The organism is Gilliamella sp. B3127 (assembly GCF_026536935.1).
Taxonomy (GTDB): Bacteria; Pseudomonadota; Gammaproteobacteria; order Enterobacterales; family Orbaceae; genus Gilliamella; species Gilliamella apicola_E.
In genome coordinates, this window is the sequence record NZ_JAFNNI010000003.1 from 1 (window position 1) to 20,567 (window position 20,567).

Here is a 20,567-nt window from a genome sequence, read left to right on the forward strand (position 1 = left end):
AATCATTATCAGCTGATTCAATAATGTCTCGTAAACTAGTGCCAATTTTTTTACATTCCAGTTTTATCGGTAGCGCGATTTTTGCGCCTGTTTTGTATTGATCAACTAATAAATAATTTCGTTTAACATTTGATTTTTTCATTTCAGCTATATCTGAACGACGTTGACCTGAAACTAACGCTAATGTCATAGCGTCATGCATTATTTTATTTCCTGTTTTTTCTGCCTCATTTAATATTTTTTTGAACTCGCCTAATGTCATGCGTGAACGTTTGACCACAACCTTTGGGCATTTGATTGGCTCGGCTGGGTTTCTGTCATTCCAACCTTGTGCGTAAGCTTCTCGAAAGATATCTTTGATCAAGTGGTACATGCATTTTGCTGACGGTGCTTTATCCTGGTCTGTGTAGATTTTAATAATTTTGGAAATATCAGGAGGGGTTATTTGGGAGAGAGGATTATCTCCAATTTGCTGACGAATAACTTTTATTAAATACGTTTTAATTTCAATTGTTTTTGGTTTTAAATTGCGTCCATCGAGAATTTTTATATATTCATCTAGCCAGTTATTTACTGTTTGAGGTTTTGTTGATTTGAATAGTCTAGATAGAAATAACATAGTGCATCCTAAAATTTATTATTTTGCACTAAAATTTGTATACTTCGCTATATTATTTACAATTTGCTGTAGTTAACTAACTAAATAAATTGTCGGTCTGCAACTTCACATACTCTACTGCATCTTGATACGATTTGAAAATTCCGATTTTGTTTAATCTATCGTTTTTATAAAAACACCACCAATCATTGTGTATATCGCATGACGGAAAAATCAAATACGAATCATTGTCGCAATCGTAAATAGAATCGTTATCAGGGTCGGTTAGTATGTAAATTGTTTTTGTGTAGTTTATTGTTATCATGTTATGAAAGTTTAGTTAGTTTCATTCATCATAAACTAATATTTTTTTTTGAGTGTGAATTGAAGTGAAAAGCTGGGAAGTGGATCGCAAAAAGTGTTAGAATAATTGAAACAAATAAATTCTATTTTCAAAATGCTTTAACGGTATAAGTAACGGTATAAAAATGCAGGATATTTAATAAATCGTTTGAAATCAAGATGTTAATTTGTGTTATTTATTCCTGCTGGGGTCGTATTTGTTAATCATGCCAAATTAATAACACGTCTTTATATAACCTTATCTGAACTGATTTTTTCATTGATAATGTATCTTAAAAACCTCTTCATTTACTCCAAATAGATAACTTTTCTGAACTGTTTGCAGTTATTTGACAATATCTTGAGATAATACATCAAAAATACCGTGATAGGACTAATTCATAGAAGGTATCAAATCAGCAAAGCTTAATGACAGATTGTATAATATGCTAAATGTCGAAAGCTAAATTTCATATATTTAATTTAAATGTACTATGAATTAATAACGTCATCAGTGTATAAAAGGTTATGATCGTTGTTTTATCTGAATGAGTTTTTAATAGAATAATAGATATCACTTTCAATTGTTGGTTAGGAAGGATCTTTTATAAGTTAAAATTTATGATCATAATGATGAAATTGATCTTTTTACTTGAAGCGAAACGGATCAATTTCATCTTTGTTTAACATTTAATGTTGAGATTTGTGTTAATGGTAATGTAAGGTATTTTGAGAAATTTAGTTTTCCAAACCATTACCAACCACATGTTTCCCTTAGTGGTTTTATTGCTTCATCAAGTCCAGTTAATGTAAATGTTGTATTTACTGTTGTTTCACCGTATGGTGTGACTTGAATAAATAATTTATTTTTTCCGATTAAATCCTTAATAAAATCCTTTGTCTTTTTTGATCGGGTGCTTGGATAGAATATTGCTTTATGATCATTTGAAATATCCCATCTTCTATTCGATACCGCTTTTTCAGAGTCAATACGTGTTACAGGCGTTAAACCATTAGAACTTAAAAATGTATCAAAATCGACATATAACTCAGTTTTATTCTCTTTACATCTGATATATAAATGAGGTGTTATTAAATCATATCGCGCATTTATTGGACGATCAGCATTTAGTCTTATGGTTACAGATTTACTATCATCAACTGGTGATACACCTTCTTGGACAAACCATTTGCCCATGGCATTTTTATCTATTGAGCTTTCAGTTTTTGTCTCGAATATCTTATCATAACAAGCGAGTCTTTGTGTTGAGTCTGTCAGCGATTTACAGCTGTCAATTTTTTTCTCAAGTTGATCATCAGCGAGGGTTAAAAAAGGTAAAGCAATTAAGGTAAATAAAATCTTTCTCATAATAAAAATCAATAAGTTAAATGCTCTTTAATAGTATTGTATTTTTTGGGGGAAATCAATGCTTAATTGTTGATTATCCATAGCTGATTTGGTGAATAATCGACATTTGATTACATCATGTTTATCTGCTTGGTTTCATTTTTTTATACTTAATTGCAAATTATCAATGGTACAATAATTGTGCAAATTTGGAAAATTTACTATTGAGGAATAGAGATGAAAAAATTTTTACCATTATTGTTAATTTGTACTGCTTTTATAATATCATCTTGCACCGCGTATAAAGATGAAAGTTATTCTGAGCCTCTTCCTAGTGATAAAGTCGCAAAAGTAACCTTTGCTTATTCCAAAAATTTTAATAATAGTACTGCAATGATTTTTGGTATTTTTTCAATGAGTAAAACAGAAGGTAATTATCTCAATAATACAGAAACTAAAATAAAATTTGATGAAAAAACCAAGGATCGTAACTTTGGCATACCAACTCCAAATAATAGTGAAATTGCATATAATGTCTATATCCCAGCAAATAAGACTTTTAGATTTAATACTAGAATTTGGCATTATTAGTATTCAAACCTCTCTGATACATCAGGAGAAGAAAACAGATCAAGTTTATGTAGCTACGATAATATAGTATTTACACCAGTTGAAGGTGGTGAATATTTGGTTTTTCTTGATAACCTTAATAATAACTATAAAGATGCGCCAAGATGCTCTTTAACAATAAAACAATTTGTTAAAAGCAAATCAGGTAATCAGTGGGTGGATATTCAATACACATTCAAAAATACTAATGGACGTGATGTTATGACTACCTATTCAAGATAAAATTTAATTCATCTATTATCACCGAATATGCTAATAAACCACCTTAGGGTGGTTTTTTATTGTGCAAATTTCATAAATTTCGTATTACTAAGCCAAATTATTTATAGAAAAATGTATGAAAAGGATATGTATCACCATTTTATTGTTTTTATCTCATCGAGTCTTTATACTAATGAAACTAATGACTAAGAGTGGATCGTTAACATAAATATTGCTCCCAGTCAAAGGAGTCTGCCGATTGAACTTTTCAAAAATCATTGGGAATCTTATTCTGTATACCAATCAATTTATAATATTAAAGGAATTGACATAAAGGATAAGAATGTTATCACTCTCGAAAGAAAAATAGATTCTATTTTAGAAAATGAGCTCAAAATAACAGGTGTTTTATCAGTAGTAAACGGTAAAGATACAGAGTTAGTACAAGAAAATGATAATTTTCATACCATTAACGAAAAATAATGGAGATGGTATGAAAAAGATTGTCTTGCTTGGATTGATAAGGTTTATTTTAACTGGTTATGATAAAGTTACTAATGAGTATTTAGTAGGTAACATGGGATCGTAATGGAGAAAAATAGCCGTTATGACAAATTCTCTCTAAACCTTTTCGGATAAGGCTTTGAATTGGTACGCCCGGGTGGACTCGAACCACTGACCCCCACCATGTCAAGGTGATGCTCTAACCAACTGAGCTACGGGCGTATATTTAGAAAACACGCAAATATTAGCGGGCAAATAGTTTTGTTTCAAGTAAAATAATTAAAAATAGCTGTTTTTTTAATCTTTTGAACTAGATTGGTGATAAAATAGGCAAAACCAATATTGAAAATTCAGATATTTGTCACATTTTTGTACTTTTTATTTTCACTAATTCATTTAACAGTTTGATATGGATTCTGTTTTTTATATTGTTTATAGGTAAATGCATGTTCTCGGTGGTTTGTTGGTGCTAAATTAGCTATACTCCACAGCGTCGTTAAGTTATTACTGGTTCAGGTTGTTATGTCGTTTAAAGATCAGATTGAAGATGTTCTACATAATATTTTTGGTTATAAGTCGTTTAGGAATCAACAAAAAGATATTATTGAATCAGTGATTGACGGGCGTGATGTTTTGGCCGTTATCCCTACCGGTGGTGGTAAGTCGCTTTGTTATCAAATTCCAGCGGTCGTATTACCAGGCACAGCTATAGTCATTTCGCCACTTATTTCATTAATGAAAGATCAGGTCGATCAATTGTTGGTGAATGGTATTCCCGCTGCATTTTTAAATGCAACTCAATCAGGCATCGAACAACAAAATGTTATCAACCAGTATTTAAACCATTCAATTAAATTGTTGTATATTTCCCCCGAGCGGTTGACAGTATCATCTTTTGGCGCGTTACTGGATCAGCATCCTCCTTCTTTAATTGCGATCGATGAGGCGCATTGTATTTCACAATGGGGACATGACTTTAGACCTGATTATCGCCAATTAAACCAGTTATCAAAACGTTTTCCTGATGTACCAATTATCGCGCTTACAGCCACTGCCGATGAGATGACACAGAGGGATATTCTTAATCAGCTCAATTTAGTTGATCCGTTGTTTGTGGTTCGTAGTTTTGATAGGCCGAATATTCGCTATACCGTGGTAGAAAAGTTTAATCTTACTGAACAAGTTGTGTCGTTTATTGAAACGCAAAAAGGGAATAGCGGGATTATTTATTGTTCTAGCCGTTCTAAAGTTGAGGACATGACAACAAGGCTTGTGGCAAGAGGGTTTTCGGCTATCGCTTATCATGCTGGATTGTCTACAAGCGAACGGCAAAGCGCTCAGGAGAGTTTTTTAAAGGATAATACACAAATTATTGTGGCAACAGTTGCTTTTGGAATGGGGATTAATAAGCCAAATGTTCGGTTTGTTGTTCATGCAGATTGTCCGCGTTCAATTGAGGCTTATTATCAAGAAACAGGTCGTGCTGGGCGCGATGGTGTTCCTGCAGAAGCGATGCTATTGTTTAAAAGTAATGATTTAAGTTGGTATAAGCAGCAAATCATTGAAAAGTATGATAACGATCAGAAGCAAGTGGAGCTTCATAAGATTCAGGCGATGGAGTCATTTGCGCAATGTATGACGTGTCGTCGTATTGTACTGTTAAATTATTTTGGTGAACATAGAACTGAGCCTTGCAATAACTGTGATATTTGCCTTTATCCACCTAAGCAATATGATGCGTTGATTGATGCGCAAAAAGTTTTGTCTTGTGTTTATCGGGTTGAACAGCGCTATGGTGCCCAATACATAGTGGATATTTTACGTGGTTCGGGGCGTTCACAAATTAAAGATAATCGACATGATAAGCTTTCAGTTTATGGAATTGGTAAAGAGCATAACGCTGATTATTGGCTTAGTGTAATAAGGCAGTTAATTTTTTTAGGTTATTTGCGGCAAAATATTTCCAATTTTAATACTTTGCAATTGACTGAAAACGCACGGGCAATATTGAAAGGTGAGGTGCAATTAAAGTTAGCAAAACCACGATTAGAAATTGTTAAGAAGAGTCGTTTAAATCGTTATGCTCGATCGATTAATTTGACGACTATTCTATCTTATGAAGAGCGAATTTTATTTAATAATCTTAGACGATTACGTAAAGAGATTGCCGATATGGAAGATATCGCTCCTTATATTGTATTTAGTGATGCTACCTTACTTGAAATGGTGCAAACGATGCCTGAAAGTAAGACACAACTTATTAATGTGTCAGGTGTTGGTAAAATTAAATTGGAGAAATACGGCAATCTGTTTTTGGATGAGATTAATGACTTTGTAATTAAAAATATATAACGCTGTAAGTTAAAATTTAAATCAATTTATTCGTTGAAAAAAAAGTTGAGGAACGGGGTTTTTGAGCAAAAAAATCCTGTAATATGACGCTAATTATTATATGTTTTACTTAAAATTGCATTTTTATAATCTAATTTGTTTATAAATTAATTAAGGTCTATTATTAATTCGAAAAGTGGCATCTTAAAGACTAATTTGGCTCTTTATGATATGATTAGCAAAATTTAATCGTAATAAGTAATGGTGATTATGAGTTATCAAGTTTTAGCACGTAAGTGGCGACCAAAGTCGTTTTCTGAGGTAGTAGGGCAACAACATGTGTTGAAAATTTTATCTAATGCCCTCTCTCTTGGTCGGGTGCATCATGCTTATCTGTTTTCTGGTACACGAGGTGTAGGAAAGACGTCGATTGCTCGTTTGTTAGCTAAAGGCTTGAATTGTGAAAGTGGTATCACTGCAACACCTTGTGGTGTTTGTGATAATTGTCGTGAGATTGAGCAAGGTCGTTTTGTTGATTTGTTAGAAATTGATGCTGCATCACGAACTAAAGTCGAAGATACGCGTGAAATTCTAGATAATATCCAATATTTGCCAACTAAAGGGCGTTTTAAAGTTTACTTGATCGATGAAGTGCATATGTTGTCTCGCAACAGTTTTAATGCATTATTAAAAACTTTGGAAGAACCACCTGAACATGTTAAATTTTTGTTAGCGACAACCGATCCTCAAAAATTACCTATTACTATTTTGTCTCGCTGTTTGCATTTACATTTAAATGTGCTTGATACATCTTTAATTGGTGATCAGTTAAATCACATTTTACAATTAGAGCATATTGAAAGTGAACCAAAAGCTATTCATTTATTAGCCAAAGCAGCCAATGGAAGTATGCGAGATGCGTTAAGTTTAACCGATCAGGCTATTGCGCTAGGTAATGGTAAAGTCGATGCCGTATCAGTTGCATCAATGCTTGGAACATTAGATAAGGCTATTCCTTTTGCGTTAGTTAATGCACTTTACCAAGGCGATGGTAATACGTTAATGCAACAAATTGAATTGGCGGCAATGCAAGGAGCTGATTGGGATAATTTATTAGCTGAAAGCATTTCTTTGTTGCATCAAATTGCTTTATTACAAGTAGTACCTACAGCCTTAGGTGATTATGCAGATAGTGAGGAGCAATTGCGTTTTTTAGCTCAATACATTTCGCCAAATGATGTGCAATTGTTTTATCAAATTTTATTGATGGGTCGAAAAGAACTCAGGCTTGTACCTGATAAGAAAATGGGCGTGGAGATGAGCTTTTTACGCGCGTTAGCCTTTATGCCAAAAGATGTTGATTCGATTTCTCAACCGGTTTCAACCACTAATCCTTCAGCTGTAGGACACGCACCTGTCCCAAAGTCTAATCCGCCAAAAGTTGAATCAGCAACATCAGCTTCTGTGCCACCGATTCCAGTAAAGAAGGATGCAGCTAAGTCATCAGTTCAATCAACGGCACAGTCACAATCATCATTAGCTGATAATAATGTTTCTCCTGTGCATCAAGCTAATAATTCGATGCCAGCCCATTCTATATCGCTTCCAGATGATGCTTCGTCTATCACTAAAAATATTTTAGAGATGCGAATGCAGTTAATGGAGGAACAAAGTTCAAAAAAGTCTGAACCGGTTGGTGCCAATCAACCATCAAGCGATTTAGTTAACTCGAGCCGTGTTAAACAGGCTACTAAGACAGAAGTTAATAGTGCCGTGGTGGATGAGGTTGTAGAGGACGACGAAGAGGAAATTACAGCAGAAAATTATCAATGGCAATCGACTGGACTGTTTGAGTCTAAGAATGAGCCGGTGATTGATGCGAAGTCAGTTAGGGAGTCACTTAAGGTTGATAAAACTCCAGAGATGACAAAAAAATTGATTGAAGAGATGGTCGAAAAAGATGCTTGGAGTGCGGAAATTGAAAAATTGGAGATTGCACCGCTAATTAAACAGATTGCGGTTAATTCGTATCCTGAAATAGTCGATGATAATAGTGTAATTTTGCATACGCGTTCGGCTGTTGAGCATTTAACTAAGTCGTCGGCAAATTGTATCAAGCTACGAACTGCGATGTCAGCTTATCGTCAAAAAACACTTAATTTAGAGGTTGTGATTGATGATAGTAAGGATATAAAAACGCCATTAGAATTACGTGAAGATTTATATCAGCAGAAGCTTGAACAAGCTAAACAAACGATACATCAAGATTCTAAAGTTGAGACGATTTGTCAATATTTTGATGCCAAGATTGATGAATCGAGTATTCGTCCTGTATAATTACAGACTAAATGTTTTTAATGAGGAATAATTATGTTTCCAGGTGGAAAAGGTGGTTTGGGCAATTTGATGAAACAAGCCCAACAAATGCAAGCAAAAATGCAGCAAGCTCAGGAAGAGATTGCTAAGTTAGAGGTTACTGGAGAGTCTGGCGCGGGTATCGTTAAAGTTACTGTAAATGGTGCACATAGTTGTAAACGCGTTGATATCGATCCGTCTTTATTAACCGAAGATGATAAGGAGATGTTAGAAGATCTTATCGCTGCAGCCTATAATGATGCTACTCGCCGTTTGGAAGAAGCTCAAAAAGAGCGTATGGCTCAAGTTACTGGTGGAATGCAATTACCACCTGGTTTTAAAATGCCATTCTAATTTGAATCTTTAACTCTATTTTTCTGATATTGCTGACTTTTGTCGGCAATATTTTTGTCTACTGACTGTTTATTTATACAGTTTGTCTTTATTAATTTTCTCCTATCAGGTAAACTAACTCACAATTGTTTTTTTAATTCACATTCAATTTTGATCATAATAATTAGGCTGATGTTGAACGAGAGTTTTTGTTTAATACTGATTGATCAACGTTGTTTAATTGACATTATTTATTAAGGATATATTGTGATAGGTCGTTTACGTGGAATCATTATTGAAAAGCAACCACCCAAAGTGCTAATTGAAGTTGGTGGTGTTGGCTATGAAGTGTTTATGCCAATGACCTGTTTTTATGAATTACCTGATAATGGTAAAGAAGTGATTGTGTTAACTCATTTTGCCGTTCGTGAAGATGCTCAAGTGCTGTATGGCTTTAATCATGAACAAGAGCGTGAATTGTTTCGTGAGTTGATTAAAGTGAATGGTGTTGGTCCCAAATTAGCGTTAGCAATTTTATCAGGAATGTCAGCAGGGCAATTTATTAGTGCAGTTGAGCAAGGTGAAATCAAGACGTTAGTTAAATTACCTGGCGTGGGCACAAAAACGGCAGAACGATTGATTGTCGAAATGAAGGATCGAGTTAAACGGTTTGGTGACGAGTTAGCTAATGTAAACGTAACTGTTGAGACTGGAAGTCTTAAAAAATCCTCAAGTCAGATTGAAGGTGAAGCCGTTTCGGCACTTATCGCTTTGGGTTATAAACCACAAGAAGCAAGTCGTATTATTAGTAAAGTCATTAAGCCAGACATGGATTGTGAAATGCTAATACGTGAAGCATTAAAGTCAGCATTATAAAGAAAATAGGGAACGATGATGATTGAAGCGGATCGTTTAATTGCGCCACAGGCTCAAAAAGAAGAAGAGTCGTTAGATCGGGCTATTCGTCCTAAATATTTGGATGAGTATATTGGTCAACCTCAAGTGCGTGAGCAGATGAAAATCTTTATTCAGGCTGCCAAGCAACGTAGTGATGCGCTTGATCATGTTTTAATTTTTGGTCCTCCTGGTCTTGGTAAAACCACTTTAGCTAATATTGTTGCTAATGAAATGAATGTTAATTTGCGCACTACCTCTGGCCCAGTGTTGGAAAAAGCAGGTGATCTGGCTGCAATGTTAACCAATCTCGAGCCTAATGATGTGCTGTTTATTGATGAAATCCATCGATTATCTCCTGTCGTTGAAGAAATATTATATCCTGCTATGGAAGATTATCAGCTCGATATTATGATTGGTGAAGGTCCAGCCGCACGTTCAATTAAAATCGATCTTCCGCCCTTTACACTTATTGGCGCCACTACTCGAGCGGGTTCGTTAACATCGCCATTACGCGATCGTTTTGGGATTGTGCAACGCCTTGAGTTTTACCGCGTGGAGGATTTGGAGTATATCGTTAGTCGTAGTGCTAAGTTTTTAGGTTTAGATCTTTCCAAAGAGGGTGCATTTTTAATAGCTAAACGTTCACGCGGAACGCCTCGTATTGCTAATCGTTTATTGCGACGTGTGAGAGATTATGCGGATGTTAAATCTAAAGGTGTTATTGACGAGCGTATTGCTACTCAAGCTTTAGATATGTTAGATGTGGATAATGAAGGCTTTGACTATATGGATCGTAAGTTACTTCTTGCCATCATCGAAAAATTTATGGGTGGTCCAGTAGGATTAGATAATATTGCTGCAGCAATTGGTGAGGAACGTGAAACGATTGAAGATGTGTTAGAGCCATTTTTAATTCAGCAAGGTTATATCCAAAGAACACCAAGAGGGCGAATTGCAACACCTCATGCTTATCGACATTTTGGTATTGTTCAAGATGATTAATTTGATTTATTCTAATTTGAATTATCCGATTTTTAATCCAACACCGCCAACAGGCGGTGTTTTGCGTTTATAGGATAATTAACCAAGTTCTTTTTCAGTGAAAATACCACTAAATAAATCAGTACTAAGGTAACGTTCACCTGAAGAGGGTAATATTACCACGATGGTTTTATTCGCATTTTCTGGTAATCGAGCCAAACGATCAGCTGCAAATACCGCAGCACCGGATGAAATTCCTGCTAAGATACCTTCTTTTTCCATTATAATGCGAGCTGTTTCGATTGCTTCTTCGTTAGATACTTTTTCGACCAAATCAATCAAACTCAAATCTAAGTTACCAGGAATAAATCCAGCTCCGATACCTTGTATTTTATGTGGGCCAGGTTTGATAGGCTCGCCGGCAAGTGCTTGCGTAATTACAGGTGAGGTAGTTGGCTCAACTGCGACAGCCGTAATGCTTTTTCCTTGAATTTTTTTGATATATTTTGTTACGCCAGTAAAGGTTCCACCTGTTCCCACACCTGCAACGAAAATGTCGATTTTCCCATCTGTATCAAGCCAAATTTCTGGTCCTGTAGTTTTTTCATGAATTTCTGGATTGGCGGGATTGCTAAATTGTTGGAGCATAATATTGTGTTTTGGATTACTAGCAACGATTTCTTCCGCTTTTTCAATCGCACCTTTCATTCCCTTGGCAGCTTCAGTTAATACAAGGTTTGCACCTAACGCTTTTAGAAGTTTGCGGCGTTCAATACTCATGCTTTCTGGCATGGTTAAGGTTAATTTATAACCACGAGCAGCGGCAACAGCAGCTAATGCGATACCAGTATTACCACTAGTTGGCTCTATAAGTTCGACGTCAGGGTTAAGTAAACCACGTTTTTCTGCATCCCAAATCATATTTGATGCAATTCGGCATTTGACGCTGAAACTTGGATTACGAGATTCGACTTTAGCTAATATATTACCATTCCCAAAATGTTTTAATCGAACTAGGGGAGTATGGCCGATGGTTTGTGAGTTATCATCAAATATCTTACTCATGGAAAAGTCCTTATTAGTTTATTCTTAGATTCAAAAGTGGTGGCAAGTAATTAATGTTGATGACTATATTATAGATTGAACTGAAAAGATGATACTAATTATTAATTATATTCATATGCATTTTTGATATAAGGGCCTTTATTTTGACTAGCTAGTATCCTTTTTAGTGCTAGGATCTTACTATAGTATTGAAATGTGAATTTACATATACGCTATATTCAAGGCGTGTTTTGTTAAGACATTATTTTAAGCTAGGTAATCGTTGCTCATCAAATATTCAGAAATTTATGATTATCTATGAAACTATTATTCAATGAAACTATTTTCCATGTCTAATTCAATCCTTTTAATAGCTTGTTCGCAGCGGTATATTCGATTATCAAGGGCAGCGATTTTGGTGTGTTCTATTGACTCTAAAGAGAGTTCGAGCTCATATTTCATCTCTTGTAATCGTCGTAAATAATCTAAATGTCTTGAATGTTTTTCAGCTAATGTTTCTGTAATAATATGGCCAGTAGTTTGTTTACGTAAATGTACTGTGGCAAGCTCACGTGTTAGGGCGGTAATTTGGTTTATAAGTCTTTCTGATAAAAATTCGATTTGTGTGCGTTTTTCCGAAAGTACTGCATCACAAAGTGCTAGATAGGTTTGCTTTACTTTATCTAAATAGAATTGATTGTCGGTTTCAATTTTACTGGTGTTAAACAGATGCTCATCAAAATAATGCTCTTGATAGCTTTGTTGTTCGGATAAGTTCAACTGCTGTTCAAGCTCGTTTATTTGATTTTTCAATTTTTCCAAAAATTTTTGCATGAATATATCTTTATGGTTGGTTATCGTCATTTTGCCCAAAATAATTCCCTAAATGAATTTTAGATAAGTTTATTAGTTTCATTAACGATTCAAAAGTTAATTTTTCATTTGGATTTTTATTCGGACTTAATATCTTTTTTTCAATTAATTGCAATTTGATTCGGTTATAGCTGTCAATTAAGTTGAGCGGTAATGGCGATTTAGACCGATATCCTAACCACAAGATCCCTTGAATAGGTAAACTTAAGGCAAATAGAATTGTGATTGCTGTTACCGCTAATTGCGCGGGTAAATAATATTGCCAAAGAATTAAGCCGATGATGATTGGCGGTAAAATTTTTTTTGCAACTTTGATGTAGTTAATAATTTTTAATTCAGGAAATGAATAGGATAGGGCTTTATCTTTTGGGCAAATATCCATATATATTTGACCTGCCTTAAAAATTTTAACTAAGTTCATCTGGTTTGGATTCCTCGACATTCACATTTTATTGTCTTAAAATAGTGCCATTCAAATTGGGGGCTCTCTTTATTTTATCTCAAATTTCAAGATATCAGAAGTCGCCTTATATAACACATTGATTAATGTGTAGAGTTGCCAATATTGATTGGTAAAAATCTTTTATTCAATTTATAGGAATTACTATGTCATCAAGTAATAACGCTCTCGTTCTGAATTGTGGAAGTTCATCTTTAAAATTTGCTATTATTAACCCTGAAAATGGTGATGAGTTTTTATCTGGTTTAGCTGAATGTTTTCACCTTCCTGATGCACGTATCAAATGGAAATTAGATGGTGAAAAACAAGAAGCTTCTTTAGGCGCTGGTGCAGCACATAGCGAAGCGATTAAATTCATTGTTAATAACATTTTTCCACAAAAACCAGAATTATTAGACAGCATAAAATCAATTGGGCACCGTATTGTTCATGGTGGTGAGAAGTATACCCAATCAGTTGTGATTGATGATTCCGTTTTAAAAGGTATTGAAGAAGCTTCTGCTTTTGCGCCTTTACATAATCCAGCACATTTAATTGGTATTCGCGAAGCTTTTATTGCATTTCCTCATTTAAAAAATAAAAATGTTGCAGTATTTGATACAGCTTTCCATACTACAATGCCTAAAGAAGCATATTTATATGCAATTCCTAATGAATTATATACTAAGTACGGTGTTCGCCGTTATGGTGCTCATGGTACTAGTCATTATTATGTCAGCCGAGAAGCTGCAAAATTATTAAATAAACCTGTTGATCAAACGAATGTGATTACATGCCACTTAGGTAATGGTGCTTCAATCACTGCTGTGAAAAACGGTAAAAGTATTGAAACTTCTATGGGCTTAACACCACTTGAAGGTTTAGTTATGGGGACACGAAGTGGTGATATCGATCCTGCTATCATGTTCTTTTTACATGACAATTTAAATATGTCAGTTGCTGATATTAATAATTTATTAAATAAAAAATCAGGATTATTAGGTTTAACTGGTGTAAGTAGCGACTGCCGTTATGTAACAGATAATGCAGATAAAGACGAAAATGCTAAAAATGCTTTAGAAGTATTTGTTCACCGTTTAGTCAAATACATTGGTGGTTATGCGATGTTGTTAGACGGCCGTTTAGATGCAATCGTGTTTACTGGTGGTATTGGTGAAAATGCTGAATGTATTCGTCGTAAAACTTTAGAAAAATTAAGTATACTTGGTTTTGAGATTGATAAAGAACGCAATTTAGCTGCACGTTTTGGTAACGGTGGTGTGATCACTAAAGATGGTTCTGCTATTGCAATGGTTATTCCTACCAATGAAGAACTTGTCATCGCACAAGATGCAGCACGCTTAACAGCTTAAGCACTTTAAAACCGCCGTTAAGGCGGTTTGTTTTTGGATTTAATAAAGAATTAAGAGGAAACTTATTATGTCTCGTACCATTATGCTGATTCCAACTGGTACCAATGTTGGATTAACGGGTGTAAGTCTTGGTGTTATTCGAGCAATGGAACGTCAAGGTATTAACTTAAATGTATTTAAACCAGTTGCCCAACCAAGAGCAGGTGGTGATGCGCCTGATAATACAACGACTTTAGTTAGTAATAATACATCGATTCCAACTTTGAAACCTTTAAAAATGAGTTATGTTGAAAACTTATTAGGTTTGAATCAACAAGATGTTTTGATGGAAGAAATCGTTGCACTATATGCAGAAAATACTAAAGGTGCTGATGTTGTTTTAGTTGAAGGTATTGTACCAACTATTGATTATCCATTTGCTAATGAGCTAAATAATAACATCGCGAAGACTTTAGGCGCTGAGATTATTTTTGTGGTTAATATGGGTAAAGATGATCCAGAGCAGTTAAAAGAACGCATTGAGATTGCTCGTTCTAATTTTGGTGGCATCAAAAATGATAAGATTATTGGTGTGATTGTTAACAAAGTCAATGCACCAGTAGAAGAACAAAATCTCGCTCGTCCAGATGTTGTTGAAATTTATCATACACCTAAATTTGATGGTAAGAAAATTACAATTAATGATTTAAGCGAGCATAGCCCATTACCTGTACTTGGCTGTATTCCTTGGAACATCGATTTAAGTTCTTGTCGTACATATGACATTGCTAATCATTTACAAGCTAAAATCATTAATGAAGGCGGTATTAAAAATCGTCGAATTAAACATGTTTCTTTCTGTTCTCGTAGCGTTCCAAATATCATTAATCACCTTCAACCGAACGCGTTATTAGTAACTTCAGCTGATCGTGCTGATGTTTTAGTAACAATCTGTTTAGCTGCAATGAATGGTGTTGCTATTGGTGGTGTATTATTGACTGGTGGCTATGATATTGATGAAAAAATCTATAAATTGTGTCAACCTGCTTTTGATACAGGATTACCAGTATTTACTGTTAAAACCAATACATTCCAAACTTCAATCAATTTACAACAATTCAATTTAGAAATCCCGGTCGATGATAAAGAACGTATGGATAATACTCAGAATTTTGTTGCCGATCACATTGATCCAAGTTGGATTAAATCATTGAATGAAGTGGTTAGTTCTGCTCGTCGATTATCTCCTCCAGCATTCCGTTATCAATTAACTGAGCTTGCACGTAATGCGAAAAAAGTGGTGGTGTTACCAGAAGGGGATGAGCCGAGAACAATTAAAGCAGCTGCAATTTGTGCAGAGCGTCATATTGCTAAGTGTGTGTTAATTGGTAATCCTGATGAAGTCCGTAAAGTGGCTGCGTCGCAAGGTGTTACTTTAGGTGCTGGTGTTGAAATTGTTGACCCAGAACTCATTCGTGATAAATACGTACCTCGTTTAGTTGAATTACGTAAAAACAAAGGTATGACTGAAGTTATTGCGCGTGAGCAATTAGCTGATAATGTTGTGCTTGGTACAATGATGCTTGAAGCAAATGAGGTTGATGGTTTAGTCTCTGGTGCTGTTCATACTACAGCCAATACTATTCGCCCTCCGCTACAATTAATCAAAACTGCTCCAGGTAGTTCGCTTGTTTCATCGGTGTTCTTTATGTTAATGCCTGATCAAGTTTATATCTATGGGGATTGCGCTATTAATCCAGATCCAAATGCGCAAGAACTTGCTGAAATTGCTATTCAATCTGCTGATACTGCTATTGCTTTTGGTATTGAACCTCGCGTGGCTATGATCTCTTACTCAACCGGTAGTTCTGGTCAAGGTGCTGATGTTGAAAAAGTGAAAGAAGCAACACGTATTGCTCAAGAAAAACGTCCAGATTTAATGATTGATGGCCCTTTACAGTATGATGCTGCGGTTATGCCTGATGTTGCGAAATCAAAAGCGCCAAATTCTAAAGTTGCAGGTAAAGCGACGGTGTTTATATTCCCTGATTTAAATACTGGTAATACAACTTACAAAGCTGTACAACGTTCAGCTGATCTTGTTTCAATTGGACCTATGTTACAAGGTATGCGCAAGCCTGTTAATGATTTGTCTCGTGGTGCGTTAGTTGATGATATTGTTTATACTATTGCTTTAACTGCTATTCAATCCGCGCAAGAAAAAAATAGCTAGTAAATTATTAATATTTATGTTTAAATTTATGAGAGGTTTTTCACAGACCTCTCTTTTTTTATCTATCCGATAAGTCCAATCACATAAAGTGACGAAATTAGTTAAGGATGATGTAAGTTATACATTATTTAGCGCTGTTTTTTGTTCCGATTCTATACATTATAAAGTTCTTTTTGATTAATTTATTTAAGCTATATGGCTATACATGGTCTATATCTCCCTAATTTAATCAATTTGTTAATTATTTGTCCATTTCATTACCCGTTTAAAGATTAAGCAAAGCTGTTTTTATATCCCTAAGTTTTAAGAAAGATAAGGTTTGTTTTCAATATTATTTTTAATTAAAAATACTAAAGGTATAACGGAATGAATTGTCTTAATCAGGACTCCATTAGAGTCATTGCACCCAGCATTTATCATGATACTTCATGGAATGAAGCCGAAGTATTAGGCGCTATGGTTTGGTTATGGAACAGGAATTCCAATTATAGAAATGTTGCCATAAGTTCAGCATTGGAAACTTTACTGCCTACTATTCAGTCTAGGAATTTCATTTTACTCATTAAAAATAATCGACCACTCGGTTATCTCAATTGGGCTTATTTAAATAAAGATGAGGAACGGGAATATCTAAACAAAACGAAAAGTTATGTGAGTTTTGTTCAATGTAATAAGAGAGATGAAAGTAAACAGTTATGGCTTTTATCTTTCTTTTGCCCATTTGGACGGAATGAATCTTTCTTATTGAAATCTATTTGTAAAAAAGTTCTAAAAAATAATCTCTGCTTTTATGGTTACCACAAATCAAAAACAAACACCGTTGTAAAAAAAGTTCAATGTTAAAGTCTATAAGGATAGAATTATGAATCAAATATACCAAACAAAATTTAATTTTCTAACTGGTACTAGCATAGTTTGTTCTGAATTGGCACGACGTGTTAGTAAAGTAGTGATAACTGTTTCAATTTTATCAGCTTCAACTTTTTCGTTTGCATTGGATTGTATAGCAAATTCTGATGGATCTTATTTAGTAGGCCAAAATGATCCTAGTTGTAATAATATTAATGCTGCTACTGCAACGCAAAGTGGCAATGCTAGTTTTTATATTTTAACTAGGAGTAAATTACATGAACAACTCAATGTGGGTGATACGACCCTTACTGCAAATGTCAGTGCCGATTATACTGGATTAGGTAACCAATATACTTATGGTGTTTCTGGTGGCTCAATTAAAGCGGGTAATTTAAATTTCACTATAAAGAATGATGGTAATGTGATGGGGCTTACGACTTATCACAATGTCGATATTACTGCTAAAGATGTTGTATTAAATATAACTGATAACTATACACGTGGTCGTAACTCTAGTGGTGGTGTGGCTGCTTATGGGATATTAACGGGTTCAGCTGCAAATGCCGGTGAGAGAAACGCCTATAATGGTAAATATAGCACAGTGACAGTTGATAAACTGACGATCAACCAAACAACGTCAGGTGGTAAAACCTCTCCAATATTAAATAATGGTATTCGTGCTATTCAAGGAGCATATGACAATAATGGTCAAGGTTCTGCAGGGCGAGTTATTGTTAATGATGATTTGGATATGACTTTGACTGGTAATCGCGCCATCGGTATTTATGTATCGGGTAATGCAACCAATCATGGTGGAGCGAATGATACTGGTGCTGATGGTCAATTAACACCAATAGTGATTTTAAAAGGCGCTAAAAATAGCATAGTGTTGAATAAAGGTAGCGATAGTTCATCATTGAACTGGGACAGTGTGGGTGTCAAATTAGGAAAGACGCGTAATACTGGTGAAGGTGCTGGTATTTTAGAATCTCATGGTGAACTTAATATTGATACTACAAATGCTTTAAATGGTTCTGGTATTAAGATGGTTCGCAATTCTTTATTAAAAGCAGATTATGACGATAGTTCGACAATCATCAAAACAAATGGTTATGCACTTGAAATCGGGACTCATGATGATGCTAATTCAAGTGGTGTATTTGAACAGGCTGCATCACATGGTGTAAGTGCAAGCTTTAAAAATGCGATATTTACTACGAATGGTACTAGTGCTGACCCGGTTATCAGTGGTTCTGTTGGTCGCAAAGATTTAATTTTTGTCGATCAAGGTCAAGTCGATACTGTATTATCTTTTACCGGTGATAAAACTGATCTAACAGCAAATGATGCGGGTTATATTCTTAACGTGAGTGGAAATTATACCGCATCTGGTTATCAGTTCTTTTCAAATACCTATGATCAAACTGGCACAGAACAAAGTCATGATGATTATCAAGCGTCATCAGTTACCTTTAATGCTTCTGACAATGGAAGTATGACTGGGCTGGTTTATAAAGGTTTGGTTAAAACTGAAGAGGGTGAAGTTTTAGATACCAATAAAACTCCTACACTCAACTTAAACTTAAATAATGGTTTTACTTGGAATTTGAAAGCAAATGATACCAGTAAAACTACTTTATTTGATAATTTAACTTTATCAAATGGTGCATTACTTAATGCTGCATTTGATGATGCGGGCGCAAATGAGTTTATTTTACAAGGTAATGTTATTAGTGATGGTGGTATTATCAGTTTAGATAATCATTCCCATGGAAAATATAATGATAGTTTAACTATTCAAGGTAATTACTCGGCATCAAATAATGCAATAGTTAAGATGAATACGTTATGGAATAATAATACTTCACAATCAGACTTACTAAAAATTACTGGAGCTGCAAGTGGTGTTACTAAAGTTATTCCTGTTAATGCAAATGGAACTGAAAATTTCATTGATGGTAACATAAAGCAAGTTGCTGCAATATTGAATAGTATTCCTGTTATTGATGTCGGAACTTCAAGCTCAGAAAGCAATTTTACTGGTGAGGCACAAACGACAGGTGCAACAGAAGTTCAGTTGGCAAAACGTCAAACAACTAATGGTGATGAATACTATTGGACTATGAAGGCAAGTAATCCTATTCACCCAATCGACCCATTCGAACCAGTCAAACCCGTTGAACCAGAAAAACCTAAAAAGGTGATCTATTCAAATGCAGTTTCTGGCTATGTATCAATGCCACGAGTAAACCAAGAACAAGGATTATTAAGTATTGGTACTTTGCATGAACGTAGAGGTGAGTATGCTAATTTTAACTTAGCTAATTGTAGTACTTGCGATGAACATTTAAGTGAAACTTGGGGAAGAATATTAGGCAAACATCTTAAATCAGACGGAAAAAAACGGTTGAATTTAGAAACTGACGTTTATGGATTACAACTTGGCCATGATCTGGTAAACAATTTATTCGAAGATGGAAGCCACAATTATACTGGTGCTTATCTTTCATATACTAAAGCTAATACTGATTTTTCCGATAAATATCGTGCTGTTAATGGTTTAATTTCTCATAACAAAAAAACCGGAAAAGGTACTTCGGAAGCATTTAGCCTTGGGTTAACTAATACCTATTTTTCAGCTAATAACAGTTATTTAGATTTAGTTGGACAGTTCTCTTCAATCCGCAATAAATATGATGCACGAAAAGAAGCCCGTTCTATCCATCAAAATGGGTTTGGTGTAGCTGTTTCAGCAGAAGCCGGACATGCCTTCAACTTTAGTCAACTTGATTCAAGCCAATGGCTAATCGAACCTCAAGCTCAACTTGTTTATCAATATCTTAATTTGGATAGTTTTAAAGATAAATATCGTCAAGTCGATCAGAATAATCAGGAGCAATTGCGTGGCAGAATAGGTGTACGAGTAGACCATAATAATCAAGCAGCAGATCGACAATTAATGTCGATTTATGCAATTGGTAATGTTTGGCATGACTTTATTAAGCCAACTCATGTCACAATAGGTAAAGATAGTTTACGTGAAAATTATGCAACTACTTGGGGAGAATTGGGGGTTGGTATAAAAACGGAATTAGGCAAAGATAATTTTCTTTATGGTGATGCTCGTTATGAACATGATTTTGGAAGTACCAAGCATCAAGGCTATAAAGGAAATATTGGAATAGAACATAAATGGTAATTTAGAATTATAAGTTTATTTCTTTGTTCTATACGTAATGGCTAGTCATGCATTA

The 20,567-nt window shown here is 34.8% G+C and carries 16 protein-coding genes and 1 tRNA gene; 11 read left to right on the forward strand and 6 right to left on the reverse strand.

Features of this window, described 5'->3' with window-relative positions; genetic code table 11:
• The coding region (locus J3U00_RS05805; RefSeq protein WP_324169895.1) for a site-specific integrase at positions 1-619 on the reverse strand (619 nt) is incomplete at its 3' end.
• A 1,075-nt stretch (positions 620-1,694) separates the two neighbouring features.
• Entirely contained in the window at positions 1,695-2,309 is a 615-nt protein-coding gene (locus J3U00_RS05810) for a type VI secretion system-associated protein TagO (RefSeq protein ID WP_065563035.1), read from the reverse strand.
• 216 nt (positions 2,310-2,525) lie between these two features.
• Between J3U00_RS05810 and J3U00_RS05815 the strand changes: the two genes are divergently transcribed.
• Positions 2,526-2,879 (forward strand): hypothetical protein, encoded by a 354-nt coding sequence (locus tag J3U00_RS05815; protein ID WP_267331854.1) that lies wholly within the window; start codon positions 2,526-2,528, stop codon positions 2,877-2,879.
• Positions 2,880-2,975: 96 nt separating this feature from the next.
• Complete coding sequence (locus J3U00_RS05820; RefSeq protein ID WP_267331855.1) at positions 2,976-3,140, forward strand: hypothetical protein; 165 nt, start codon at positions 2,976-2,978, stop codon at positions 3,138-3,140.
• 628 nt (positions 3,141-3,768) lie between these two features.
• Here the strand turns inward: J3U00_RS05820 and J3U00_RS05825 are convergent.
• Positions 3,769-3,845, reverse strand: a tRNA-Val gene (locus J3U00_RS05825).
• Positions 3,846-4,145: 300 nt separating this feature from the next.
• On the opposite strand from J3U00_RS05825, the gene recQ reads away from it, so the two are divergent.
• The 5 genes from recQ (at position 4,146) to ruvB (ending at position 10,541) form a co-directional block, all read left to right on the forward strand.
• Positions 4,146-5,975 (forward strand): DNA helicase RecQ, encoded by a 1,830-nt coding sequence (gene recQ, locus J3U00_RS05830; RefSeq protein ID WP_065734028.1) that lies wholly within the window; start codon positions 4,146-4,148, stop codon positions 5,973-5,975.
• 249 nt (positions 5,976-6,224) lie between these two features.
• The gene (gene dnaX, locus J3U00_RS05835; RefSeq protein ID WP_267331856.1) at positions 6,225-8,291 is read left to right on the forward strand and encodes a DNA polymerase III subunit gamma/tau; all 2,067 of its coding nucleotides are present in this window, start codon (positions 6,225-6,227) and stop codon (positions 8,289-8,291) included.
• A 33-nt stretch (positions 8,292-8,324) separates the two neighbouring features.
• Entirely contained in the window at positions 8,325-8,663 is a 339-nt protein-coding gene (locus J3U00_RS05840) for a YbaB/EbfC family nucleoid-associated protein (protein ID WP_065563043.1), read from the forward strand.
• Positions 8,664-8,909: 246 nt separating this feature from the next.
• Positions 8,910-9,518, forward strand: coding sequence for a Holliday junction branch migration protein RuvA (gene ruvA / locus J3U00_RS05845; RefSeq protein WP_220225976.1), 609 nt, complete (start codon positions 8,910-8,912; stop codon positions 9,516-9,518).
• Positions 9,519-9,536: 18 nt separating this feature from the next.
• The gene (ruvB, locus tag J3U00_RS05850; RefSeq protein ID WP_267331857.1) at positions 9,537-10,541 is read left to right on the forward strand and encodes a Holliday junction branch migration DNA helicase RuvB; all 1,005 of its coding nucleotides are present in this window, start codon (positions 9,537-9,539) and stop codon (positions 10,539-10,541) included.
• Positions 10,542-10,619: 78 nt separating this feature from the next.
• Here the strand turns inward: ruvB and cysK are convergent, their stop codons facing one another.
• From cysK to yfbV, 3 genes are all read right to left on the reverse strand, one after another.
• Positions 10,620-11,585, reverse strand: coding sequence for a cysteine synthase A (gene cysK, locus J3U00_RS05855; RefSeq protein WP_267331858.1), 966 nt, complete (start codon positions 11,583-11,585; stop codon positions 10,620-10,622).
• Between the two features lie 306 nt (positions 11,586-11,891).
• Positions 11,892-12,398: a primosomal replication protein PriC gene (priC, locus tag J3U00_RS05860; protein WP_220225978.1), complete on the reverse strand. Its 507-nt coding sequence runs from the start codon at positions 12,396-12,398 to the stop codon at positions 11,892-11,894.
• Between the two features lie 10 nt (positions 12,399-12,408).
• Positions 12,409-12,858: a terminus macrodomain insulation protein YfbV gene (gene yfbV, locus J3U00_RS05865; RefSeq protein WP_220225979.1), complete on the reverse strand. Its 450-nt coding sequence runs from the start codon at positions 12,856-12,858 to the stop codon at positions 12,409-12,411.
• Between the two features lie 185 nt (positions 12,859-13,043).
• Between yfbV and J3U00_RS05870 the strand changes: the two genes are divergently transcribed.
• From J3U00_RS05870 to J3U00_RS05885, 4 genes are all read left to right on the forward strand, one after another.
• Positions 13,044-14,249 (forward strand): acetate kinase, encoded by a 1,206-nt coding sequence (locus tag J3U00_RS05870; protein ID WP_065563049.1) that lies wholly within the window; start codon positions 13,044-13,046, stop codon positions 14,247-14,249.
• 67 nt (positions 14,250-14,316) lie between these two features.
• Complete coding sequence (gene pta, locus J3U00_RS05875) at positions 14,317-16,461, forward strand: phosphate acetyltransferase (RefSeq protein ID WP_267331859.1); 2,145 nt, start codon at positions 14,317-14,319, stop codon at positions 16,459-16,461.
• A 366-nt stretch (positions 16,462-16,827) separates the two neighbouring features.
• Positions 16,828-17,304, forward strand: coding sequence for a toxin-activating lysine-acyltransferase (locus tag J3U00_RS05880; RefSeq protein WP_267331860.1), 477 nt, complete (start codon positions 16,828-16,830; stop codon positions 17,302-17,304).
• Positions 17,305-17,323: 19 nt separating this feature from the next.
• Entirely contained in the window at positions 17,324-20,512 is a 3,189-nt protein-coding gene (locus J3U00_RS05885; RefSeq protein WP_267331861.1) for an autotransporter outer membrane beta-barrel domain-containing protein, read from the forward strand.
• The last annotated feature ends 55 nt before the right edge of the window (positions 20,513-20,567 follow it).